This is a genomic window from Candidatus Nitrosopumilus sp. bin_68KS (assembly GCF_054095825.1).
The window spans coordinates 1-5,525 of record NZ_JBSWSP010000007.1 but is presented as its reverse complement, the minus strand read 5'-3'; the positions used below and the strand labels follow the sequence as shown (position 1 = coordinate 5,525).

Annotated in this window: 7 protein-coding genes; 5 read left to right on the top strand and 2 right to left on the bottom strand. The window is 31.6% G+C overall.

Annotated features, from left to right (window positions below):
* Positions 1-1,430: ABC1 kinase family protein (locus ACW9W3_RS02040; protein WP_457764506.1), on the top strand; the 1,430-nt coding region annotated here is incomplete at its 5' end.
* On the opposite strand, the gene hsp14 is transcribed toward ACW9W3_RS02040, so the two are convergent.
* Complete coding sequence (gene hsp14 / locus ACW9W3_RS02035) at positions 1,431-1,823, bottom strand: archaeal heat shock protein Hsp14 (protein WP_457764505.1); 393 nt, start codon at positions 1,821-1,823, stop codon at positions 1,431-1,433.
* A 77-nt stretch (positions 1,824-1,900) separates the two neighbouring features.
* On the opposite strand from hsp14, the gene tmk reads away from it, so the two are divergent.
* The 3 genes from tmk to pyrH are packed head-to-tail and all read left to right on the top strand — an operon-like array spanning position 1,901 to position 4,394.
* Positions 1,901-2,482, top strand: a complete 582-nt coding sequence (tmk, locus tag ACW9W3_RS02030) for a dTMP kinase (RefSeq protein ID WP_457764504.1) — start codon at positions 1,901-1,903, stop codon at positions 2,480-2,482.
* The gene (locus ACW9W3_RS02025) at positions 2,479-3,714 is read left to right on the top strand and encodes an HD domain-containing protein (RefSeq protein ID WP_457764503.1); all 1,236 of its coding nucleotides are present in this window, start codon (positions 2,479-2,481) and stop codon (positions 3,712-3,714) included. The genes tmk and ACW9W3_RS02025 overlap by 4 nt, the downstream gene beginning before the upstream one ends.
* Positions 3,711-4,394 (top strand): UMP kinase, encoded by a 684-nt coding sequence (gene pyrH / locus ACW9W3_RS02020; protein WP_457764502.1) that lies wholly within the window; start codon positions 3,711-3,713, stop codon positions 4,392-4,394. Before ACW9W3_RS02025 ends, pyrH begins: the two co-directional genes overlap by 4 nt.
* On the opposite strand, the gene ACW9W3_RS02015 is transcribed toward pyrH, so the two are convergent.
* Positions 4,395-4,751: a hypothetical protein gene (locus ACW9W3_RS02015; protein ID WP_457764501.1), complete on the bottom strand. Its 357-nt coding sequence runs from the start codon at positions 4,749-4,751 to the stop codon at positions 4,395-4,397. It lies immediately after the preceding gene.
* 71 nt (positions 4,752-4,822) lie between these two features.
* Between ACW9W3_RS02015 and ACW9W3_RS02010 the strand changes: the two genes are divergently transcribed.
* On the top strand, positions 4,823-5,374 hold the full coding sequence (locus ACW9W3_RS02010; protein WP_457764500.1) for a hypothetical protein: 552 nt from the start codon (positions 4,823-4,825) through the stop codon (positions 5,372-5,374).
* Positions 5,375-5,525 lie beyond the last annotated feature (151 nt).

The following is a 5,525-nucleotide window of genomic DNA, read 5'->3' as shown; positions in this document are numbered from 1 at the left end:
AGAATGCACGTAAAGTACTTGCTACTTTTATCTCATTAGGACCTGTCTACATAAAATTGGGACAGTGGCTTTCTTCTAGAGCAGATATTTTACCTCAACCATATCTAGAAGAACTATCAAAACTTCAGGACAGTGTACCAGCTGCTCCATTTGATCAGGCAAAATCAATTATTGAAAAAGATCTTGGACCAATCGATAAGAAATTTGATCAGATAGATCCTGTTTCAATTTCTGGTGCATCATTAGGTCAAGTATATCGAGGTACTATTTCTGGTAAACAAATTGTAATTAAAGTCAAAAGACCTGGAATTGAAAAAATTGTAGCAGAAGATATCAAAGTTTTAAAAAAAATTTTTCCATTAGCATTGAGATTTGTAGATCCCAACTTGCGTTATTCAGCAAAAGCAATGCTCTCTCAATTTATCGAAACAATCCATGAAGAAATGGATTATACCAATGAATCAGAAAATCTCAAAAAAATCAAACATGATTTGGGAAATAACAGTAAAGTTGTCGTTCCCTCAGTATATGATGATTATTCATCAAAAAATATCCTCACGATGGAATACCTTCCAGGAATCAAAATAACTAATGTTGAAGCACTAAATGAGAAGGGAATTGATAGGCAAAAACTCGTAATTGATGTCCATAAAGTATTCTTTACTATGCTTCTAAAACACTCCATATTTCACGCTGATCCACATCCTGGAAACATTTCAGTCACTGATGATGGTAAATTGATTCTGTATGACTATGGAATGGTAGGTAGATTAGATAATGAAACTAGGTTAAGATTGATTCGATTATATCTTGCATTAGTTGAGAAAGACCCTCCAAGAACTGTAAATGCAATGAATGATCTTGGAATGCTTACTCCTGATTTTAATCGGTCAGTCATTGAAAAAGGAATTGAACTTACAGTTCGTGCAATGCATGGAAAAAAACCTGATGAGATGGAAGTGGAAAGTTTGATGGAGCTTGCAAACAAAACTATGAGTAAATTCCCTTTTATCCTTCCAAAAAATCTGGCTTTGTATATGAGAATGGCATCAATTATTGAAGGAATTTACAAAACACACAAAGTTAATTTTAGATTTGTAAAAATTGTAAGGGAAATTTTAGAAGAAGAGAGTTTAATTAAAGATGCATACATTGAAGAAATCAAACGTTCTTTTGATAGATTTGCAAAATCAATTGATGCTACAATTTCTATAGCACCTGAGCTCAAAAAATTCCTCGATGAAAATAGATCCTTAAATCTCTTGAATGCAAAACCTAAATCTAATGTTTTACTCTCTGGAAGTATTCTTTCAGCAGCAATTTTTATTGGCTCTTCTGTTTTGTATACTACAAATGAATCAATTGGAATTACTGGAATGGTTGGTTCATTAATTATAATGAGTATATTTGCAATTTTTAGAAAACGATAACTATTCTATTTTGATATCTTTTCCATGTTTTTGAACAGGAACAATAATTGTCAAAACTCCTTGCTCGTATTTTGCAGAATTGACAGATTCTTCTCCTTCTTTTAACTCAATTGGCAATCTAATTTTTTTATCAATTATGTTTGGTCTTTGATTACAAATAGTGATGTGGTTATTTTCTTTTGGAATTTCCTTGCATGCCTGAATTGACAGAATATTTGCATTAATAGATAATTTAATATCTTTTTTTTCAAATCCTGGAATATCTATCACCACTGTTAATTTATCATCATCAAGATGCATATCTACTGGAGGTAAAACAAATTCATAGAATTCTCTTGATTTGTTTCCAATTTCCTTCATCATTTCATTTGCCATAGATTTTACTAATCCCATTTTGAGATATGTGCTCAATTTTTGGTTATAAACCTTGATAGATTTTTAATCAATTAATTTCTCTGTTTTGATAACTTATGATTATTGTAATAGAAGGTGGAGACCAGGCAGGAAAGTTAACTCAATCAACACTACTAGAAAAAGCGCTAAAAAAAAGAAAGATCAAAACTAAACTATTTCATTTTCCTGATTATAAAACACCCATAGGACAAGAAATTAGAAAATATTTGGATGGAAAAAGAAAATTCCCTCCACAAGTAATTCATTGTCTATTAGCTGCTAATAGATGGGAAAAACTCAATGAAATCAAAACAGCACAAGAAAAAAATTCTATTTTAATCATGAATCGTTATTATCACTCTAATCTTATTTATGGAATAGCCAATGGTTTGAAACCCAAATGGCTTGAGAATCTAGATGCCGGTTTACCAAAAGCCGATCTTGTAATTTTACTTGATGTTACTCAAAAAGAGTCCTTTCATAGACAAAAAACTCACCGTGATAGATTTGAAAAAAATGAAGAATTTTTACAAAAAATTTCTAAAATCTACAGAACTACTGCAAAGAAAAAAAATTGGAAAATAATTGATGCCTCAAAATCTAAACAAGAAGTACATGAAGAAATTATGAAAACATTTTCAAAGAAAATAGGATTATGAAAAAAAATTATTCAGACATAATTGATCCCATCCATGATTTCATTCGTGTATATGATCATGAATTATCCATAATTGATAATCCAATTTTTCAAAGATTAAGACGAATAAGACAACTTTCAGGTGCTCATTTGACCTATCCTGCAGCTCAACACACACGATTTGAGCATTCATTGGGGGTGATGCATATTGCAAGTCAAGCAGGTAACGCATTAAATGAAAAAGGAATTTTAAAACTAGATGATATTGAAATTCTCAGATTATCTGGACTCTTGCATGATATAGGACATGGTCCGTTCTCTCATCTTTTTGAGGAAATTATTCAGGAAAGAAAAATTTCTCATGAAGATTTTGGCAAAGAAATTATTCTAAAATCTGAAATTGGTGATATATTATCAAAAAATGGTTATGACAAAAAACTTGTTACTAAAATTGCATTTGGAGATTCCAAATTTCAATATCTAAATGAAATTGTTTCAGGTGCACTAAGTGCAGACATGATGGACTATTTACTTAGAGATGGTTATTTTACTGGAGCTGAACATGCAAAAATTGATCATAAAAGAATTACACAATCCCTTGATGTACATAAGAAAAAATTAGCATTAGAACGTTCAGCACTGTATTCCTTTGAATCTATGATGCACTCAAGATATCAAATGTTCAAGGCTGTATATTTTCATAAAACTGTAAGAGCAGCAGAAGTAATGTTACTTGAGGCCTTAAGATTGTCTGATGATGAATTTGGCTTTACGACTTTTAATCTACATGAATTTGTAAACCTTACAGATGAGTATGTTTTATCCACTCTAATCTCATCAAAATCTGCAAAATTAAAACGAGCTAGACAATTTGCTCAAGACTACCAAAATCGAAAATTGCTAAAATGTGTATTTGAAAGAATATTGACAAGTCAAACAAATCTCAAAAAAACAAGAACTGATGAACTCAGATCTGTAATTTCTAAAAAATCCAAAGTCCAAGAAAATGAAATCTTTGTGGATAGCTCAGTAACTCCATCAATTCCTCTGGCACCATCAAAAAATGAGTCAAAATCTATAATTCTTATTTCAAATGAGAATGGTAAATCATCTGCCAATGAGATGCCAATTTCAGAAATTCCTGTTGTTTCTGCAATTTCAGGCTTTATGAATATCCTTAGAATTTATACTCATGATAAGAACAGAAAGAAAGTTGAAATTGCCGCAAAATCAATTCTTGGTGATCTAAAATGAAAAAAAGAATTGTAATTAAATTATCTGGAAAGATTTTTGGAATGGATAATGCCAAAGTCTTAAAAGATTATGCAGAATTCTTAGTAAAAATTAGCAAGACTTGTCAGCCTATAGTTATTGCTGGAGGAGGAAATATTGCACGACACTATATTTCCCATGCAAGATCTTCAGGTGCAGATGAATCAACTCTTGACGAATTAGGAATCGAAATTTCAAGACTAAATGCAAAATTGTTGATTTATGCTCTAAAAAATAAAGCATATTCTCACCCACCAACTACCTTACAGGAAGTAAGACATGCTGTGGATGATGGATTAATTGTAGTTGCTGGTGGTCTACATCCTGGTCAAAGCACAAATGGTACAGCAGCTTTGATTGCTGAAAAAGTACATGCAGAGCAATTTCTCAATGCAACTGATGTTGATGGAGTATATGATAAGGATCCAAATAAATTCAAAAATGCAAAAAAATTCCGACGCATTGATCTCAAGAATTTAAAAAATATGCTTGTTCATGAAGATTCAGTTGCTGGAGGATATGATTTAATGGATATTGTAGCTCTGAAAATTATAGAGCGCTCAAAAATAAAAACAAGAATTCTAAAAGCTACCCCAAAAAATATTGAAAGTGCCATTAAAGGTGGAAATGTAGGCACAGAAATTATTCTTAATTCTAAATAATTACTCAGTTATCTGGTTTTGAATTGTTGGTCTTGCTTCAGACCAAATCTGAATTTCTTTTTCTGGATATTCATCAATTCCAGTATCTCGAAGTTTTTTGTAAATTGATAACGCTTCTTCTTTTTCTACAGCCTTTGATTGAGCCTTTGTAAATCCATCTTTATCTACGATTACTGCTACATGTCCATCTGGAGAATTAATTACTGCTGTAAATTCCTCCTCTCCCACCGGATGAAATTTTCCATCAATTTTTTTAGTAGTTAAAGTTAACATTGCAAATCCAGCTACATCAAACATCTTCATTTGTGATTTACTAGCTCTTAGTTTTCCTTGTTGAACTGCTTGAAAGTATTGCATTATTTTTTTCAGGCTCCAATGGTATAATAACTATCTTAACATTTAAGATATGAAGAGGAAATAGAAAAATTATGAATCCTAAAATCTTTGTTGGTATTGCTATTGCAGCACTTGCAGTGATATTGGGTAGTATCCTTTTAGTAGGACCTACAATGGAAGTTTCATCTTCAGAAAATTCTTCTAATACTCAAATTCAGTTGGTCGAACCTCTAGAAATAGAATTAGAAGACATTTCAGTTTCAAAAATTTCAGAACGCACCGCAACTATTGAGATTGCTTTTAAAATTTCAAATCCTAATCCTCGTTCTGTTATAGTTCAAACAATGGATTACCAATTATTTGAAACAGGATATTCTGAAAATGAGCAAATTTCAGGTGGAGAAATTGGTAGTAGGCCTGAAGGAATGGTCGAATTTGGATCAAACTACTATACTCTTCTTGGAGAGAATTCTATTTTGCTTAGGGATAAAATAACTTTGAAAAATACTGGCAATACTCCAGAATTATGGAGTGACTTTGAGGATGGTACAAATACATGGAAAGTTTCTGGTACTGTCTATTACAATCTTAGTTCAATGACTAGTGGCCAAGAAAATCAACTCAGTTTTGAATTTACAAAATAATCTGGTATAGTATCATAATATTGGAATATTATGATATTTTGTTTTTAGAGAAAAAATATTGGCAAAGTTATAAAAGCTCGTAAAGTGGTTTTTTATCAAATGGCAGAAGCAGGTATGGCCGCATTTGGCGCAGCAGCAGGAGTCGCAATTG

What these genes read in the sequence shown, in the direction of transcription:
- hsp14 (WP_457764505.1), bottom strand. Translation starts at nt 1,823, where the DNA reads ATGGGATTAGTAAAATCTATGGCAAATGAAATGATGAAGGAAATTGGA.
- tmk (WP_457764504.1), top strand. Translation starts at nt 1,901, where the DNA reads ATGATTATTGTAATAGAAGGTGGAGACCAGGCAGGAAAGTTAACTCAA.
- ACW9W3_RS02025 (WP_457764503.1), top strand. Translation starts at nt 2,479, where the DNA reads ATGAAAAAAAATTATTCAGACATAATTGATCCCATCCATGATTTCATT.
- pyrH (WP_457764502.1), top strand. Translation starts at nt 3,711, where the DNA reads ATGAAAAAAAGAATTGTAATTAAATTATCTGGAAAGATTTTTGGAATG.
- ACW9W3_RS02015 (WP_457764501.1), bottom strand. Translation starts at nt 4,751, where the DNA reads ATGCAATACTTTCAAGCAGTTCAACAAGGAAAACTAAGAGCTAGTAAA.
- ACW9W3_RS02010 (WP_457764500.1), top strand. Translation starts at nt 4,823, where the DNA reads ATGAATCCTAAAATCTTTGTTGGTATTGCTATTGCAGCACTTGCAGTG.